The sequence below is a fragment of the Mailhella sp. genome, from assembly GCF_057866825.1.
In genome coordinates, this window is the sequence record NZ_DBMAHT010000073.1 from 8,384 (window position 1) to 9,406 (window position 1,023).

1 protein-coding gene is annotated in these 1,023 nt (G+C 63.5%); it reads left to right on the forward strand.

The features are described 5' to 3' along the window. The coding region (locus ACZM96_RS07530) for a chloride channel protein (RefSeq protein WP_489488292.1) at positions 1–889 on the forward strand (889 nt) is incomplete at its 5' end. Between the last annotated feature and the right edge of the window lie 134 nt (positions 890–1,023).

The following is a 1,023-nucleotide window of genomic DNA, read 5'->3' on the forward strand; positions in this document are numbered from 1 at the left end:
TCTTGCCGGACTCTGGGAACGCATCTCCTTTGCCGGGCACATTCACATCGCCGCCGGAGCCGCCGCAGGCATGACCGCCGCCTTCGGCTCCCCCATAGCCGGCGTGCTCTTCGTGTTCGAGGAAATGAAAAGCCGCTTCACCTGGGGCGGACTCATCGCCGTGGGCTTTGCCGCCGCCACCGCCGCGCTCGCCACGCGCTACCTTTTCGGATTCGGACTCATCTTTCCCTTCCGGGACATTCACGCCCTGCCGCTTTCCCTCATCTGGACGGCTCCCCTCATGGGCGTCGTCATGGGCGCGGCAGGCGTGCTCTACAACAAGGCGCTGCTCGGCACCAAAAACGCCGAAGCCCTGCACACTCCCCTTTCCCAGAACTGGCGCATCCTGCCGCCCATGCTGGCCGCCTTTGTGCTGGCTTTCGCCTGCCCCGCCGTCCTCGGCGGCGGCGAAGACCTCGCCGGAAGCCTGATCCGCTTTGCCGCCGACCCCGCCTCCGTCCTGCCCGTGCTGCTCATCCTCGCCGCTCTCAAAATAGCTTTCTCCCTGTTCAGCTACACCGGCAACGTGCCCGGCGGCATCCTCATGCCCATGCTCTGCATAGGCGCACTGCTCGGAGCCCTCTGCGGACAGCTCCTCGCCGCCTCCGGCCTCATCCCCCCGGAAAGCTGGAACACCTTTCTCATCTACGGCATGGTCGGCTTCTTCGTCTCCATGGTGCGCGTCCCCCTCACCGGCACCGCCCTCGTCATGGAAATGTCCGGAGCCCTCTCCTGCCTCCCCGGCGCCCTCATCGTGGCCTTCATCGCCTCCTGGACCGCCAACGCCCTCCGCTGCCCCCCGGTCTACGACTCCCTGAGAGCTGCCATCGTTGTTTCGAGGAAGAAGTAGGGGAGTTGTGGGTCATGCGGGGGAAGGGGGAAACCCTTTTGTGAAGATTGTAAATTAAAACGCAACAGAGATATTGCCTGAAACGAAGAGACCCACGACAGTCGGGGTGCAAACAAACGAAAACCTCATAGTGA